The following is a 15904-nucleotide window of genomic DNA, read 5'->3' on the forward strand; positions in this document are numbered from 1 at the left end:
GGTAGTCCAGCCCTTGTCTATCCGTGACCGGTATGCAAAAAGGCGGTGACAGGAAGGGTCCAGATACCGAAACCAATCAGCAGCAGTCCGGCGATCTGCCGAAAGCGTTGGTGTTCCCGCAGTTTTCGTATCCAGGTGGCGGCGTAACCGGTGGCCAGCATGGATGGCAGGGTACCGAGGCCGAAGAACAACATGGTGGTGGCGGCGCTGCCCACCGAGGGTTGCAGGGCAGCCCAGCCCAGGGTGCTGTAGACCAGCCCGCAGGGCAACCAGCCCCAGAGTGCGCCAAGGATGAGCGCCTGGTGGAAATGATGCACCGGGAGCACTCGGGCGGTGAGCGGTGACAGACGTTTCCAGACCGGGGCACCGATGCGTTCCACGTAGCGGATGCCTTGCCACCACTGCCCCATGGACAGTCCCATCAGGATCAGCAGTATCCCTGCCATTGTTCGAAGTATCGGGCCAAGTTGCGTCCAATAGGCCGAGGCGCTGGTGCTCAGCAGCGCGATCAGGGCCGCAATCGCTGCGTAGCTGCCAATCCGCCCGCCATTGAAGGCGAGCAGCATGGCGGTCTGGCGAACACGGAAGCCCCGGCCAACAGGCAGTGCCATGGACAGTGACGCGCTGATCCCTCCGCACATACTCAGGCAATGGGTGCTGCCGAGCAGGCCAATCAGGAAGGCGCTGGAATAACTCAGGTAAAGTTCTTCGCCCATCAGGATTTGTGGCTGTCGCCCGGCTCCTCGGCAGAGTTGGAGTTGGCATCCTGCTTGGGTTGTTTGGCGTCGTCCGGGATCATGTCTTTGTCATCGTCATAAAGGATGCGATGGCCCGGTCCATCAAGGTCATCGTATTGGCCGTTCTTGACGGCCCAGGAGAACAGCAGGATGCCTAGTGCCACCAGGATCAGCATGACCGGAACCAGGATCATTACGATTTGCACAGGGCTACCTCAAACGTATTGGGTGATTCAGTGTTCACGGTATCAGGACGTTGCTTCGGCGCCAACCGCCGGGGCGTGGGATACCGGGTTGCCTCGCTGCCTACCTAGCCGCATGGCATTGAGTACCACCACCAGTGAGCTGAGGGACATGCCGATGGCCGCCAGCCAGGGTGGAACCAGACCCGCTGCCGCCAGGGGCAGGGCGCAGACGTTGTAGGCCAGTGCCCAGGCCATGTTCTGGCGGATGACGCGGCGTGTGTCCTGGCCGGCTTTCAGGGCTTCGGACAGTTGCGTTAACTGCCCGCTCAACAGCACTGCATCGGCCTTGAGTTGGGTCAGATCGGCAGCGCTTCCCATGGCCACGGACACACCAGCACCGGCCATGGAGGGCAGGTCGTTGAGGCCATCACCCACCATCATGATCTGGTGGCCCTGGTCGCGGAGGTTCTCCAGTACGCGGAGTTTCTCTTCCGGTGAGGCCTGGCCGATGGCTTCATCAATGCCGAGTCTGCCTGCTATCTGCTCAACGTGTCCTGAGCGGTCGCCGCTGAGCAGAATGGTGCGCAGTCCTGCATTTTGCAGGGCCTGGACGGCTTCTCTTGCATCCGGTCTGGGCTCGTCGTCCAGTGTGAACCTGGCCAGCCAGCCACGGTCCGTGGCCAGCCATATCTCCATGCCTTTGGAGGTGTCGGCTTCCGGCGCCGGGCTACCCACCTTCTCTTCCACAAAATCCCGGTGGCCAATATAGAGGGGTGCCCCGTCTACCTGTCCCGAGAGACCACCGCCCAAGTGGTTTTGTACCTGCCTGGCGGCGTAACCGGGTATCTGGTGGAATACCCTGGCGATCGGGTGTTCCGAATGTTTCTCCAGGCTGGCTGCCAGTTGCCGGCATCGATCCGCATCAAGGTTGCCGAAGGTTCGGGTATCCACCAGGCTGAGTTCACCTCGGGTCAGGGTGCCGGTTTTATCGAAAATCACCGTGTCGATGGTGTTCAGGGATTCCAGAGTGTGTCCGCGTGTTGGAAGGAAGCCCAGCTTGCGAAGTCTCATGGTTGCCGACGTTATTGCCGTTGGAGTGGCGAGCGACAGGGCGCAGGGGCAAGTCACTACCAGTACCGAGAGCGTAATGTCGAAGGCATTATCGGCGCCGGCCATCCACCAGCCAATCCAGATGAGTGGGGCCAGGATCAGCACACGGCTGACAAACACGCCGGCAATTCGATCGGCCGCCAGCGCAACGGGTGGCTTCTCAGCCTGCACCCGATCCAGCACCCGCAAAATGCCGGACAGTCTGGTCTGTGTGCCGGCGCGGCGAACCTCAACCTCCAACGGGTTCTCGCCGTTGATGCTGCCAGCATGGACGGGGTCACCCTCGCTACGGGTTTCCGGCAGATATTCACCGGTCAAAGCCGCTTCGTTAAGGGTGGAGTGGCCGCTGACGATGACGCCGTCTGCGGGCAATGTTTCGCCAGGCCGGATGCGAATAACGTCGCCGGTAGCCAGGTCATGGGTGGCGACGATATCACTGCCGTTCCCCTGGATGCGGTTGGCGACCATGGGCTGGAAGCCGGCCAGCGCGTTGCCTGTCAGCCCGGCGCGGTAACGGGCCTGCATCTCAATGTAGCGGCCAAGCTGCAGGAAAAAGGTAAACATACAGACGGACTCGAAATAGACTTCCTCGCCGCCGAATACCGTCACCCATGCGCTGGCGACATAGGCCAGGCCAATCGCGGTGGCCACCGGTACGTCCATGGTCAGGTGACGGCTGCGAAGATCCCTGAATGCGTTTGTGAAGAACGGACGAGCGCTGTAAAGGACTACGGGGGTGGCGACCAGAAGACTGAACCAGCGGAAAAAACTGACAAACTCTGGCGACAGGTCATTCACCAGTTCGAAATAAAGCGGAAAGGCCAGCATCATGCTCTGGAACGAGCCTATCCCCGCGACAGCCAGGCGGATCAGTGCAGAGCGATGTTCGGCTTTCAGGGCTTTCTCGGCCTCATCGGCCTGATAGGGGCGGGCTCGATAGCCCAGTTCATGGACGGCAATCAGTAGCTGGCTGAGTTTTGAGTGCTCCGGGTTCCAGACCAGTCGCGCGCGCTGGGTGCTGTGATTGACGGAAAATGACACCACGCCCGGTTGCCTGGCCATGTGGTTTTCCAGCAACCATATGCAAGCGGCGCAGGTGATGCCGCTTACAAGCAGTGTGGCTTCCTGGCCAGCGGTAACGGGAGATACAAACGACTTCTGAACCAGGGGATGGTCCACTTCGAGGATACGGTTCCGTTCGGAATCGCTGAGTGCCTTCGGGGTGACGGCCGGCTCGGTGCGGAACTGGTAGAACCCGGTGAGGCCTTCGGCGCGAATGGTCTCACAGACCGCCTTGCACCCAACGCAGCAGAAGTGTCGCAACGCTCCTTCAAGTTCCAGGGTGATGGGTGGCGTTCCAGTGGCCGGCTCACCACAATGATAACAATCCAAGGGGATCACCCGCGGTCTTCTGTGACCGCACCGAGGCTCAGGGAGCGTTGCGATGGCAGGCTGGACTCACCTTTCAGTCGCCATTGGTTGTCCGGGCCACGCAGGTCAAAGTACCAGCGGCCTTCAATCGGCTGATTCAGGGTGGCGCTGTATAGTCCCTCGCCGATTGCCCGGAATTGTATGGTGCGGTCATACTCCGACATGGTCGGGTGATACAGGCTCAGTATCAGGTAAGGGTAGTTCGCAGGGCCGTCGGCAGTATCCATGGAGAGGGTGATTTCCCGTTCGCCAAATGTCATATCTGCCGTCAGGCCCAGGTCTTCGGCTTTCTGGTCGCGTGCAATTGCCATGTTGATCCCGCGACCCTCCTTGGAATAGTCGTCGGTTACCATGGAGTTGTCGGTGTTTATCGCGACCGTAATGGCGATGGAGCACCAGATAATGGCGGCGCCGGGAAATATCAGCAGGAACCAGAGCCAGGGTTGCCGGTACCAGGGAACGACGGGTGCGTTTTCATTCATAGTGCTGTCTCTCAAGGCTGGTCTCCCTGGTTGGTGTCAGGGGATCAGCGATTTGGACCGACAAACCGGCTTTCGGTTTCAAGAACGAGCGATTCGTCGGATTGTGATTCAAGCGTGAAGACAATGGCATTGTTGCTTTCCGAGAGTTTCTCGGGCGCGACATCCACCACCGTCGGCAGTGCCCGGTTCTCACTGCTCGCCACCGTCAGGGTGTTCTCGGTCAGCAACCGGATGCCTTCCAGGCCTGAAACCGAGATCGTAAAGGTCTGCGGCACTTCCGACATATTGGCGACTTTGAGGGTGTAGGTATTCTCGACCCGGCCTTCACCATTGAAGCTGAAGAGGGCGCCTCGATCCCTCAGGACATCAAGCTGTGCCGGAACCCGGGTGGCAATTGTGAATACAATCGCGCCAACCATCAGCAGCAATACCAGCCCGTAACCAAAGGTGCGCGGTCTCATCAGCTTCGAGGTTTTGCCTTCCAGTTCGTTTTCAGTGGTATAGCGAATCAGGCCGCGCGGATATTCCATCTTGTCCATGACTTCGTCACACGCATCAATGCACAGCGCGCAGCCAATACACTCGTACTGCAGCCCGTCTCGAATGTCGATGCCGGTAGGGCATACCTGAACACACTGGCCACAGTCGATGCAGTCACCAAGGCCCAGTTCCGAGGGTTCAATGCCTTTCTTGCGCCCGCCGCGGGGCTCCCCCCGGTTGGGATCATAGGACACCACGCGGGTATCGGGGTCGAACATGACGGACTGGAAGCGGGCGTAGGGGCACATATACAGACATACCTGCTCACGCAGCCAGCCGGCGTTCAGGTAGGTGGCAGCCGTAAAGAAGGCGACCCAGAAATAGGCCCAACCGTTGGCCTGCAGGGTGAACAGGTCGGTGATGAGTTCACGGATGGGGTAGAAGTAACCAACAAAGGTCAGGCCGGTGGCGAGCGCAATCAGTAGCCACGCGGAGTGCTTTGCGGATTTTTTGGCGATTTTCTCAGCGGAACGGGGCGCCTTGTCCAGCTTCATCCGCTTATTGCGGCTGCCCTCTATACGCTCCTCCACCCACATGAAGATAAATGTCCAAACGGTTTGGGGGCATGTGTAGCCACACCACACCCGGCCGAACAGCGTGGTGATAAAAAACAGACCAAAAGCGGCGATGATCAGCATACCCGACAGCAGGATAAAATCCTGGGGATAGAACGTGGTTCCGTAGAGGTGGAATTCTCGCGCCGGGAGATCGAAATGAATCAGCGGCTGACCATCCACGGTAAACCAGACGAACAGGAAGTACATGCCCATCAGAGCTGTCAGGCTGACATTCCGGATACGCTGAAAGAAGCCCTTCTTGACCCCTTTGACGTAGATCTTTTTGCGGCTGGCGTATAGCTCGACAGTTCCGGTGTTTTTATTGTTGTCGGAGGTGTCAGAGGATGGGTCAATCTGTTTGACCGGAATCTCACTGCTCATCGTTACCTCCCGATGATGTGGCGCCCTGATTCACAGTGGACTGTGGGGCAGTCGATCTTCTCAAGCCTTGGTCCGCAGGTGGCAGGCCAAGGGTTGAGCAGACCGGGCCGGGACAGAATCCCGGCCGGGTACTCAGTTGGACAGGCTGAAGACGTACGCAGCCAGGATCTGGATCTGATCGTCGGAGAGCCGGTCACCCTGTGCGGGCATCTGGTTCGCACGACCGTTTACCACGGTTTCCTTGATCCACTCGTAGGTGGAGCCGTACAGCCAGGTATTGTCGGTGAGGTTCGGGGCGCCCATAGCCTGGTTGCCCTTGCCGTCCTGACCGTGACAGGCCACGCAGGCCTGTGCAAACACCTGCTCGCCCTTGGCAGCGGCTTCTTCGTCTTTTGCCCGGTCGCTGAAACTGAGCACGTAGTTTACCACCTGATCGACCTGCTCAGAGGTCATGCCCGGCATGGTGCCCTTCGCGGGCATGTTGCCGTTACGCCCCTGGTGCAGGGTGGTCAGGATGGTGTCCGGGTCGCCGCCATACAGCCAGTCGTCATCCGTCAGGTTGGGAAACCCGAGGGAGCCGCGCCCAGCGGAACCGTGGCAGACGGCACAGTTGTTGGCGAACAGCCGCTGGCCCATTTTCATGGCGTCGTCGTTCTCTGCCAGCTCGGCCACCGGTGTGTCACCAAACTTGGCGTAGAGCTCGCCGTAACGGGCATCGGCCTGCTGCATTTCGGCCTGCCACTGGTTCTCAGCGGTCCATCCCAGCAGCCCCTTGTAGTTACCCAGGCCCGGGTACAGGGCGAGATAGCCCAGTGCGAAAACACAGGTCGCGATAAAGAGGTAGTACCACCACTTTGGCAGCGGGTTGTCGTATTCTTCAATGCCATCGAACGAATGACCAACGGTTTTGTTGGTTTCAGTATCGGTGGTCTGGCCCTTGCGGGTGGCATACAGAAGCCACCAACAGCCAAACACGGTACCGAGCACGATCACGCTGATCCAGATGCTCCAGAAGGTACTCATTGCTTTTTCTCCGTTTGTTCCTGTTCAAGAGTACGCTTTTCCACGTCGTCATCCTCGAAGGGCAGGTGGGCCGCCTCGTCGTTGGGCTTCTTCCGGTGGGCGCTGTAGGCCCACCAGATGATGCCAAGGAACATGGCCATAATGACCAGTGAGTGAATGCCGCGTAACTCGTTAATATCCATGGGGATCACCGTTTATCTGAAATCACGGTACCAAGCTGCTGCAGGTACGCCACCAGGGCTTCGATTTCGAATTTGCCCCTGACTTCGTCGGCCGCACCGGCAACCTGCTCGTCGGTATAGGGCACGCCCAGGGTCTGGAGTGTTTCCAGCTTGGACTCGGTGCTGGTGTGATCGATGCGATTCTCGAACAGCCACGGGAAAGCGGGCATGTTGGATTCAGGCACAACGCTGCGGGGATCGTACAGGTGCTGGCGCTGCCAGGCATCGGAGTAGCGACCACCGACACGGGCCAGGTCAGGACCGGTACGCTTGGAGCCCCACAGGAACGGACGATCGTAGACAAACTCGCCCGCAACGGAGTAGTGGCCGTAGCGCTCGGTTTCAGCGCGGAACGGACGGATCTGCTGGGTGTGGCAGACGTGACAGCCTTCACGGATATAGATGTCCCGGCCTTCCAGTTCCAGTGCTGACAGGGGCTCAAGGCCTTCAACCGGCTCGTTGGTCTCGTCCAGGAAGAACAGCGGAACCACTTCTGCCAGGAAACCACCACTGATGGTGAAGATGATCAGTACGATCATCAGCCCCAGGTTCTTTTCAACAATTTCGTGTTTCATTGATTCTGTCTCCCGTTACGCCGCTTGCGCTGCTGTATTGTCCTGAGCAACGGCTTCCTTCTGACGCACGGTCATGTATACGTTGTATGCCATCACCAGCATACCGGTCAGGAAAATCACACCGCCAAGGAATCGCACGAAATAGCCTGATTCGGACGCTTCAAGGGCTTCGACAAAACTGTAGGTCAGGGTTCCGTCTTCGTTGACGGCGCGCCACATAAGCCCCTGCATAATACCGTTCACCCACATGGCAACGATGTAGAGTACGGTGCCCACGGTGGCCAGCCAGAAGTGGACGTTGATCAGGCTGACGCTGTACATGGCCTGAAGGCCCCACAGTTTGGGAATCAGGTGATAGATGGCGCCGATACTGATCATGGCAACCCAGCCCAGTGCACCGGAGTGTACGTGGCCAATGGTCCAGTCCGTGTTGTGCGAGAGCGCGTTAACCGTCTTGATGGCCATCATCGGGCCTTCAAACGTAGACATGCCATAGAACGACAGAGACACCACGAGGAAGCGGAGGATCGGGTCGGTACGCAGTTTGTGCCAGGCACCCGACAGCGTCATCATACCGTTGATCATGCCGCCCCAGGAGGGTGCAAGCAGGATCAGTGACATTACCATGCCCGCGGTTTGGGCCCAGTCCGGTAGCGCCGAGTAGTGCAGGTGGTGGCCACCCGCCCATACGTAGGTCGCAATCAGCGCCCAGAAGTGAACGATGGACAGGCGATAAGAGTAGATAGGGCGGTTGGCCTGTTTGGGAACAAAGTAATACATCATCCCCAGAAAGCCTGCAGTTAGGAAGAAACCGACCGCGTTGTGGCCCCACCACCACTGCATCATCGCGTCAGTCACGCCCGCGTAGGCGGAGTAGGATTTGAAGGCGCCCGCCGGTAAGGCCAGGTTGTTACCAATGTGCAGAATGGCCACGGTCAGGATGAAACCGCCGTAGAACCAGTTGGCCACATAGATGTGGGCAGTGGCGCGCCGCATGATTGTGCCAAAGAAAACCAGTGCGTAGGACACCCAGACAATGGCGATAAGGATATCAATTGGCCACTCGAGTTCTGCGTATTCCTTGGAAGAGGTGAGGCCCATTGGCAGGGTAATGATCGCCGCAACCATCACGGCTTGCCAGCCCCAGAAGGTGAACGCCGCGAGCCCATCGGAGATCAGTCGCGCCTGACAGGTACGCTGAACAACGTAATAGGAGGTGGCAAACAGTGCCGAACCACCAAACCCGAAGATGACGAGGTTTGTGTGGAGCGGCCGTAAACGACCGAAGTGAGTCCAGGAGAAATCCAGGTTCATCGAGGGCCAAACAAGCTGGGATGCGATCAGCACACCCATGCCCATGCCAACAATGCCCCAGACCAACGTCATGATGGCAAACTGTCTCACCACCTTGTAGTTGTATGTCAGGTTAGCATTTACTGTGCTCATAGCCTTACCAATGGGTTTAGAGTGGGGAAAATATGCGGGCGCAAGTATGGAGAAACGATTAGCTGTTTGCAATGACGTAGATCAACTCTGAAACTCTGTCAACTGGGTCTAAATCAGTAACATGGCGAATCTACAAGGGTAATCACGAATGCTCCAAAAGCGGTTTTTGATGTTCGGTTGATGCATTGCTTCCCGGAACACTAATGATAGTCATAATTCGGAGGTTTGGTGAATTCTGTAACCGTATTCAAAACCAGGGCGAAAAGTAGTGTGGCAGCGCCGGTGCTTGTCCTTGCACATGGCGCAGGTGCACCCGCCGATTCGCCGTTCATGGAGCTCCTGGCGGCAGCGCTTTCAGCGCAGGGCGTGACGACCGTCAGGTTTGAGTTCCCCTATATGGAGAAGCGGCGGGAGGATGGCAAAAAGCGGCCACCAGACCGCCAGCCAACACTACTTGGGCATTTCCGCACGGTCATTGCAGAAACTTGCGCCGGCATCGACGGGCAGGCCGGCGTTTTTGTCGGAGGCAAGTCCATGGGGGGAAGAATGGCCAGCATTCTGGCTGCTGAGCCCGGCATTGACGACGCGGTGCGTGGTGCTGTGTGTTTCGGCTATCCCTTTCATCCTCCTGGCAAAAATGATCGGTGGCGGACGGATCATTTCCAGTCATTGTGCCGGCCAATACAGATCATTCAGGGAACGCGTGATCCTTTCGGCAAACAGGCAGAGGTTGAGGCGCGTGCACTGGACACCCTGGATAACGTAAATTTGGCGTGGCTGGAAGGTGGAGACCACGATTATCGGCCCCTGGCGCGACAGAGTGAGAGCCGGGAAGACCTGATTCAGCAGGCGGCGGCAGCAGCTGCGAGGTTTATGATCGGGCAGGAATGAGTCAGGAGACCTCGGGCGTCGCTTGCTCAGTCCGGTTTCGACCGCACGCTTTGGCACGATAGAGCGCCTCATCGGCACGCCGGAACAGATCTCGCTCATCATCCCCCTGGGATAACGTGGCGGTACCGGCGCTCATGGTCAGCGTAACCGGTCTGCCATCGTCCGCAGGCACGCGTATCGCAGCGATATCCTCAAGAATCCCTTCACAGACACCCAGAGCGCCATTCGCGTCGGTGCCGGGTAACAGGATGGCGAATTCCTCTCCGCCAAAGCGGATAGCAACATCACGGGGTCGTTTGACGTGGCGCCTGAGAATGTCGGCAATGTGTTGCAGGCAACGATCACCAAACTCGTGCCCCCAGGAGTCGTTGACAGTCTTGAAGTGGTCGGCATCCAATAGAGCAATGGTCAGGGGTTGACCAGTACGTCGGGCTTCGGCACAGAGTTCCGGCAGCAGGTTGTCCATATGACGGCGATTATGGAGCCCGGTCAGAGCGTCATTGAGGCTTAGGGTTGCCAGCTGCCGGTTTGCCTTTTCCAGCTCTCTCATGGCGCTGCGAAGCTGCGCGGTGCGTTCATGCACCTTTAACTCGAGCTCGGTTCTGGCGTTATGCTCTACGTCCAGAAGCTTTTTATTCAATAGCCGCCAACGCTGCACCATGGCGTAATTGAGCAGAATAACCTGCGCTCCAACGGCGGCCTGCATAAAGATTTCCCGCGCCAGGAAGTCAGCCAGGTAACCAAAGGCAGCCATTGAATAGATCAGGGCGCCTGCCAACATGCCAGACCATGCCACTACGTACCACTTGGCGGGAGAATATCCCTGGCGCCAGCGGATGATGCCAATGATAAACAGGCAGGCAATGATCAGCAGTGCAATCCCGGTATTCAATACGATGGATCTGTTGTAGGGCAACAGGAATGCCATGATGAACAGGCCTGCGCTGGTCAGGGCAAGCCCCGTCAACACCTTGTTCGCAATCGTGTTGGTGGGGATTTCGAGGAATGAGCGCCCGAACAGGGTCATGGCCAGCGAACTGATCGACATCAGCATGGGAATCGATGTATTGGCGAAACCGGTACTGTCGGGCCAGAAATACTGGTTGGCGAAACCGCCCATGGCGAACAGGAACAGCCCAAGGGATGCCATGTAAAAGGCGTTGTAGAAGTAGTAACCGGTGCCGGAACTGAAAAAGAGCAGCAGGTTGAATACCGCAAAGACCAGCAACGCCCCATAGAAGAAGCCGTGCAGGAGGGTAAGGTGGTTGCTTTCCGCGATCGTCGTTTCCGGCGTTTTCAGCGACAGCGGAACGTTCAATGCCCCGCTGCTCTGAATCCGCAAGGTGATGGTTTGGGTTTCGCCAGCGCCGAGCGTGACGGGGAGCAGGAAATACCGGTAATCTATGCCCCGCGAGAGAAAGGGGTGCTGGTCCCCCGTGGTCAAGGCTGGTTCAACGAGTTCGCTGGAGCGCCAGAACGTTACTTCATCCAGCAGTGGGTAATTGAGCTTCAGGTACCAGAGCTTCTGGCTATCGCCGGAATTCCGAACATTGAGGCGAACCCAGTACACCGAATCGGTGTGGCTGAATACCAGATCGTGTCCCCTGGCGGATGTCCATTGCATATCCGCCGGCAGTTCACGGGGGGATTTGGCCCGATGTGCGGGCGTGTCAGGTGCTGCGCTCAGGAAGCAGACATGGTTCATCAGCGCTTCCCGTCGCACCGGATCGTTGGCGTCCAGCGCCGGGCAATGGGGTGTCGTTCCCGGATGGGTCGCCAGTGCCAGGTCCGTGACCAGTAATAGCCCGATCAGTGGGAACAGAAAGCGCAGGTACAGCGGCATTAAGGTATTCCTGCCAGCGGAAAGCCCAATAGTGTAGACAAATGCGGGCTGTGTATATGTTAAACAGATTCAAATTTGGGGTTTCTGGTGAGAAGCCCTGTCCAGGTGCCTAATGGAACAACTGATTGCAATTTGTCGTCCCGGGTTCGAGACGGAAGCGGGGCGGGAGTTAACCGACTCGGCTGCCAGCGGCGGGGTCTATGGTTACTTCGAGCCCTCTGTAAACCAGGGATTTCTGACCTTTCACTGCCCGGGGTCCGGGCAGGTGGAGATACTGGTCCAGCGGCTGTCCATCGACCAGCTGGTGTTTGTCAGGGACTGGTTTGTGGTTTTAGCGGACGTAGCCCTGCCCACGTCGGATCGCGTCGGCGCCGTTATTGACGCATTGCGGTCCGTTGATGGGGCGATTCCTGTCTGTGCCCGTATTGAAATTCGTCTTCCCGAAAACAACGCTGACGCAGACCTCGGCAACTTCGCCCGCAAATGGGTTTCCCCACTGTCGAAAGCGCTCAGGGGCGCCGGATTACTGGAGAAGGATTCGAAAGCTGAGTCGCCGGCACGGCTTGAAGTGTTGCTGACGGGGTTTGAACGCGCCATCGTCGGGTTCAGCCTGGCCAGCAATCGTGCGCGTTACGTCAGTGGTATACCAAGGCTTCGACTGCCCGCGTCCGCCCCCAGCCGATCGGCGCTGAAACTGGAAGAAGCGTGGAAGGTGTTCCTGCCCCCGGGCCAGGAACTGGACTACCTGGGAAGCGGCAAGCAGGCTGTGGATCTGGGCGCTGCTCCCGGTGGCTGGACCTGGCAACTGGTCCGGCAGGGTATGATGGTGACCGCCGTTGATAATGGGCCCATGAACGCTGAGTTGATGGCTTCCGGACACGTAGAGCATATTGAGGCAGATGGTTATCAATGGAGGCCCCGGCGCGGTGTGGACTGGATGGTGTGCGATATCGTCGACCATCCACGCCGAACCTCGGAGATGGTCGTGCATTGGCTGTCTGCCAAGCTTTGTCGCTATACCGTTTTCAATCTGAAACTACCGATGAAAAAACGATACGACGAGTGGTTGGTGTGCAAGGACATCCTGGAAGAAGGCCTTGCACAGACGGAAATGAACTTCCTGCTGAGGGCCCGTCACCTCTACCACGATCGTGAGGAGATCACCTGCTTCATAGAACGCAGGGACTGAGCGCCTGTAAATAGCGTGCTTTAGCTATGCTGCCACACGGTGATAATCTCGTCCCGGTCCATCATTGGAATCAGCTCCGCCATCAGTTCCCGGCGTTCCTCTGAGAGGAACCAGCGCTGCCAGTCGGCTTCGGAGCGCCAGTTGGAGAGGGTAAGGCGATGGTTGGAGTCGTGGGTATCGACCAGCGTTTCACCGGAAACGAAGCCGGGGGCGCTTACGGCGTTCTGAAGGACCTTGCGGGATCTGTCCTCGTAGGCGGATTCGAGTGTTTCAGCAATATGACGTTCAATCAGCACCCGGATCATTGTTTACCTCGTTTTGTTTTTTGACATCTATAAACAATAATTTAGCACGTATTTTCCAAAATTCAGGTGGAATCGCAGGAGGAAGAACATTGGGACAACCGGAACACGATGCAGAGCTGGACGCCCGGGGACTGTTTTGCCCCGAACCCGTCATGCTGCTGCATAATAGAATCGTGGATATCAGTATAGGGGGCGTCTTGAAGGTGGTTGCCACGGACCCGTCAACAACCCGGGATATACCGAGGTTCTGCCAGTTCCTGAATCACGAGCTGGTGTACAGCGCCGAGGATGACCAGGAATTTGTTTACTTCATCCGACGAGGGGAGTGACTGAAGGCTGTCAGGAGCCGCCCGACATGTCCAGTGCGTTCAGATGGCCGAGGAACTGTTCGCGGTCCATTTCGCCCAGTATCCGGGCGGTTTCCAGCTCAGCCCCATCGTTGCCATAGAACAGAATGGCTGGCGGGCCGAACAGCCCCAGCTCCTCAAGCAGTGCCTGCTGGGCGGGCGTGTTGTCCGTCATGTCCAGTTGCAGCAGTGTGTAGGGTGACAGCGCCTGGATCACAGAGTCATTGCTGAAAACGTTCCGCTCCATAACCTTGCAGGAGATACACCAGTCGGCGTAGAAGTCCAGCATGACCGGGGTGCCGTTTCGTTTGGCCTGGGCCAGTTGATTGCGAATATCGGCGGGCGATTCCAGGCGGAGGAACTGGGCGTGGGCCATCTGGGAGGCAGAGCCACCCGCAACCGCCGGGTTGGCTGCCGTGAACGGCGCTAATGGCTTCATTGGATCATTGGCGCCAGACACCGCGCCGGCCAAGAGCGCAATACCGTAGGCAAACATCACCAGGCCGAGGCCTTTGCGAGTGCGCTCCCAGCCAGCCTTTGCGGCATCGAAGGCTCCGAGCTGCACGCCAGTCACGGCAATCAGTAACCCCCAGAGTGTCAGCGCCAGCCAGGCTGGTACCAGCCGTTCCACCAACCAGATTGCAACCGCCAGCAGCATGACGCCGTAGAAGGCCTTAACCACGTTCATCCAGGGACCGGTGGAAGGCAACAGTTTGCGGCCACCCACCGCCACGAGTATCAGGGGAATGCCCATGCCGAGCCCAAGGGCGAACAGGGCAACGCCTCCAATGACGGCATCCTGGGTGGTACTGATGTAAAGCAGGCTGCCAGCAAGCGGTGCCGACACGCAGGGTGAAACGATCAGTGCTGACAGCGCGCCGATGCCGAAGATGCTGACCACGCGGCTGCCGGTCAGGCGATGGCTGGCATCGTTGAGCGGTTCCCGGATAAACCGGGGAAGCTGGATCTCAAACAGGTTGAACATGGAGAGGGCAAATACCACGAACAGTGCCGCGAAAACGCTCAGCACCCACGGCGACTGCAGGTGTGCCTGAAGGTTGAAACTGGCACCCAGTAACCCGGTAATCACACCCGCTGCGGCATAAGTCAGTGCCATACCCAGGACATAGCTGCCGGAAAGCAGCAGCGCGTGGGCGGTGGTGCTGGTGTTGCGACTGGACACCAGTGAGGAAATGATTGGCACCATGGGTAGGACGCAGGGTGTAAAGGTCAGCCCCAGCCCAAGTAGCAGAAACAGGGCCGCGATGACCAGGACAGACTGGTTGGCCAAAAAGCCGGCGAGCCCGGTCGCCGAGGATGTATCCGTGGGTGCATTTGTTGACGATGACTGGGCATTGCCTGATGACCCCGAAGAGCCGGACATGCCGGCAGGAACGGGGGCGTCGTTGCTTCCGGCGCTGGCGTAGTACAGCGCGTCACGGGTTTGCGGCGGGTAGCACAGGCCTGCCTTGGCACAGCCCTGGTAGGTAACCTGAAGCTCCGCCTCGCGGACGCCTTCCGGAAGATTGACCGGGACGCGTGCCTGAACCGGGTCGTAGAAGACCGTGACCTTGCCGAAGAACTCATCCTCCGTATCGGTACCGGTGTAGGAGAAATCAGGTTCACCCAGGGTGACGCCGTCTGTTTTGCTGCTTACCTGGATGCGGCCTTTATAGAGGTAGTGTTCAGGGGTGACGTCCCAGGACAGCACAATAGCGCCGGTATCGACGGTGTAATTGAACGGCAGGGCTTCGTCCACCGGAAGGAAATCGTTGCTGCCGCCGAACAGCGAATTGCCTGCCGCGGACGCGAACAGCGATACGGCGGACAGTGCCAGAAACACTAAAAAGCGGCTCAGCACCCGATGGAGAGCACTACTGCGTGAGGCTGTGTTGTTGCCGGTCATAGTCAATGGATTACCGTAGCTGGTTCTGGAAATATCTGCGTGGTCTCAGTGTCTGTTGAAACCCTGCATCCCAAGGTTGCAATGGACTCATTTGTCAGGCAAAAGTTCCCTCTGGTATTGAACGGTCTAAAGTCGCACAATAGCCGTCCCATGAAACACGATCCTGATGATCTTATCATGCTGTTCAGTGACCTGTTCCGGGAGGATTACCGGACCGTTCTGGTCAAGGGCAGCGATGAGCCTGAATACCTGCCCGCAACGGCGTCTGGCAGTTACGCACAGATTATCTTTGCTCACGGTTATTATGCCAGTGCTCTGCATGAAATCAGTCATTGGTGTATCGCCGGTGAGCACCGGCGCACACTTCGGGACTTTGGCTACTGGTACTGTCCCGATGGCCGCGACGAGGCGCAGCAGCAAGCCTTTGAAAAGGCTGAAATCAAGCCGCAGGCCCTGGAATGGCTGTTCTCTGCCGCATCGGGCACACGTTTCCACATCAGCGTCGACAATCTCTCCGGTTGCGGGGCATGGGATGAGAACGCCTTTCGCAGGAATGTGCGGGCGCAGGCAGATTATTACCTTGAGCACGGCATGCCGGCCCGCGCGGGCCTGTTTTTCGAGACGCTCAAGACATTTTACGGAACCGCGGCTGATTTTAACGAAGTCTGGAAGAAAGAGACCAGGCGCCTGATGCCCGACGATTCCGCCACAGACACTGAGGTAGATTGAAGCAAC

The 15904-nt window shown here is 58.1% G+C and carries 16 protein-coding genes; 4 read left to right on the forward strand and 12 right to left on the reverse strand.

Going from position 1 to position 15904, the window contains the following annotated elements; all coding sequences use genetic code 11:
- Window positions 1-17 precede the first annotated feature (17 nt).
- From SIC19_RS17930 to ccoN, 9 genes are all read right to left on the reverse strand, one after another.
- A complete protein-coding gene (locus SIC19_RS17930; protein WP_085680187.1) occupies window positions 18-716 on the reverse strand; it encodes a sulfite exporter TauE/SafE family protein in 699 nt (232 codons plus the stop codon).
- The gene (gene ccoS / locus SIC19_RS17935; RefSeq protein WP_127401528.1) at window positions 716-943 is read right to left on the reverse strand and encodes a cbb3-type cytochrome oxidase assembly protein CcoS; all 228 of its coding nucleotides are present in this window, start codon (window positions 941-943) and stop codon (window positions 716-718) included. The genes SIC19_RS17930 and ccoS overlap by 1 nt, the downstream gene beginning before the upstream one ends.
- Window positions 944-985: 42 nt before the next feature.
- Window positions 986-3433: a heavy metal translocating P-type ATPase gene (locus SIC19_RS17940; RefSeq protein WP_127401526.1), complete on the reverse strand. Its 2448-nt coding sequence runs from the start codon at window positions 3431-3433 to the stop codon at window positions 986-988.
- A complete protein-coding gene (locus SIC19_RS17945) occupies window positions 3430-3945 on the reverse strand; it encodes a FixH family protein (RefSeq protein WP_091641359.1) in 516 nt (171 codons plus the stop codon). The genes SIC19_RS17940 and SIC19_RS17945 overlap by 4 nt, the downstream gene beginning before the upstream one ends.
- A 44-nt stretch (window positions 3946-3989) precedes the next feature.
- On the reverse strand, window positions 3990-5423 hold the full coding sequence (gene ccoG / locus SIC19_RS17950; protein WP_075196237.1) for a cytochrome c oxidase accessory protein CcoG: 1434 nt from the start codon (window positions 5421-5423) through the stop codon (window positions 3990-3992).
- A 132-nt stretch (window positions 5424-5555) separates the two neighbouring features.
- Window positions 5556-6446, reverse strand: coding sequence for a cytochrome-c oxidase, cbb3-type subunit III (ccoP, locus tag SIC19_RS17955; protein WP_127401524.1), 891 nt, complete (start codon window positions 6444-6446; stop codon window positions 5556-5558).
- Window positions 6443-6628 (reverse strand): CcoQ/FixQ family Cbb3-type cytochrome c oxidase assembly chaperone, encoded by a 186-nt coding sequence (locus SIC19_RS17960; RefSeq protein WP_036205261.1) that lies wholly within the window; start codon window positions 6626-6628, stop codon window positions 6443-6445. Before SIC19_RS17960 ends, ccoP begins: the two co-directional genes overlap by 4 nt.
- 5 nt (window positions 6629-6633) lie before the next feature.
- Window positions 6634-7242 (reverse strand): cytochrome-c oxidase, cbb3-type subunit II, encoded by a 609-nt coding sequence (gene ccoO / locus SIC19_RS17965; RefSeq protein WP_007153695.1) that lies wholly within the window; start codon window positions 7240-7242, stop codon window positions 6634-6636.
- A gap of 15 nt (window positions 7243-7257) precedes the next feature.
- Window positions 7258-8688: a cytochrome-c oxidase, cbb3-type subunit I gene (gene ccoN, locus SIC19_RS17970; RefSeq protein WP_007153696.1), complete on the reverse strand. Its 1431-nt coding sequence runs from the start codon at window positions 8686-8688 to the stop codon at window positions 7258-7260.
- Window positions 8689-8916: 228 nt separating this feature from the next.
- On the opposite strand from ccoN, the gene SIC19_RS17975 reads away from it, so the two are divergent.
- Window positions 8917-9579, forward strand: a complete 663-nt coding sequence (locus SIC19_RS17975) for an alpha/beta family hydrolase (protein WP_052479672.1) — start codon at window positions 8917-8919, stop codon at window positions 9577-9579.
- A 1-nt stretch (window position 9580) separates the two neighbouring features.
- Here SIC19_RS17975 and SIC19_RS17980 read toward each other — a convergent pair whose 3' ends face one another.
- A complete protein-coding gene (locus SIC19_RS17980; protein WP_127401522.1) occupies window positions 9581-11422 on the reverse strand; it encodes a diguanylate cyclase in 1842 nt (613 codons plus the stop codon).
- A gap of 112 nt (window positions 11423-11534) precedes the next feature.
- Here SIC19_RS17980 and rlmM point away from each other — a divergent pair, with 112 nt between their 5' ends.
- Window positions 11535-12611 (forward strand): 23S rRNA (cytidine(2498)-2'-O)-methyltransferase RlmM, encoded by a 1077-nt coding sequence (gene rlmM / locus SIC19_RS17985; protein WP_127401520.1) that lies wholly within the window; start codon window positions 11535-11537, stop codon window positions 12609-12611.
- Between the two features lie 20 nt (window positions 12612-12631).
- Here the strand turns inward: rlmM and SIC19_RS17990 are convergent, their stop codons facing one another.
- A complete protein-coding gene (locus tag SIC19_RS17990) occupies window positions 12632-12916 on the reverse strand; it encodes an antibiotic biosynthesis monooxygenase family protein (protein ID WP_041334237.1) in 285 nt (94 codons plus the stop codon).
- 89 nt (window positions 12917-13005) lie between these two features.
- Here SIC19_RS17990 and tusA point away from each other — a divergent pair, with 89 nt between their 5' ends.
- Window positions 13006-13245, forward strand: a complete 240-nt coding sequence (gene tusA / locus SIC19_RS17995; RefSeq protein ID WP_041334240.1) for a sulfurtransferase TusA — start codon at window positions 13006-13008, stop codon at window positions 13243-13245.
- 10 nt (window positions 13246-13255) lie between these two features.
- Here the strand turns inward: tusA and dsbD are convergent, their stop codons facing one another.
- Window positions 13256-15169: a protein-disulfide reductase DsbD gene (gene dsbD / locus SIC19_RS18000; RefSeq protein ID WP_127401518.1), complete on the reverse strand. Its 1914-nt coding sequence runs from the start codon at window positions 15167-15169 to the stop codon at window positions 13256-13258.
- A gap of 150 nt (window positions 15170-15319) precedes the next feature.
- Between dsbD and SIC19_RS18005 the strand changes: the two genes are divergently transcribed.
- Window positions 15320-15898 (forward strand): elongation factor P hydroxylase, encoded by a 579-nt coding sequence (locus SIC19_RS18005; RefSeq protein WP_041336666.1) that lies wholly within the window; start codon window positions 15320-15322, stop codon window positions 15896-15898.
- Window positions 15899-15904: the final 6 nt, after the last annotated feature.

This window comes from Marinobacter sp. MIT930201 (assembly GCF_047122665.1).
Taxonomy (GTDB): Bacteria; Pseudomonadota; Gammaproteobacteria; order Pseudomonadales; family Oleiphilaceae; genus Marinobacter; species Marinobacter salarius.